1 protein-coding gene is annotated in these 244 nt (G+C 31.1%); it reads right to left on the reverse strand.

Going from position 1 to position 244, the window contains the following annotated elements; all coding sequences use genetic code 11:
* On the reverse strand, nucleotides 1-244 hold a 244-nt coding region (locus B4920_RS29695), incomplete at both ends, for a hypothetical protein (RefSeq protein WP_216820123.1).

Genomic DNA, 244 nt, shown 5'->3' on the forward strand with positions numbered 1-244 from the left:
CTTGAGTTGCACAAAGTAAATCTACTATTTTTGAATCCAAAGAAGCATTTATAACTAACTTACTTGGTTCTGTATTAGTGTTCATCTTAGGAAGAACACTAATAGGAGAATAATTTTTTTCTTCTTCCTTAGCCCTCTCCATAATAAATGCGCTAGCTTTGAGTAGTTCATCTAATAATTTAAGAGATGTAGGTTTAAAATCTAAAGTATCTCCTTTAGATAAATAATGCCCTGAGGAACTAGA

Source organism: Zoogloea sp. LCSB751 (genome assembly GCF_002028455.1).
Lineage (GTDB): Bacteria > Pseudomonadota > Gammaproteobacteria > Burkholderiales > Rhodocyclaceae > Zoogloea.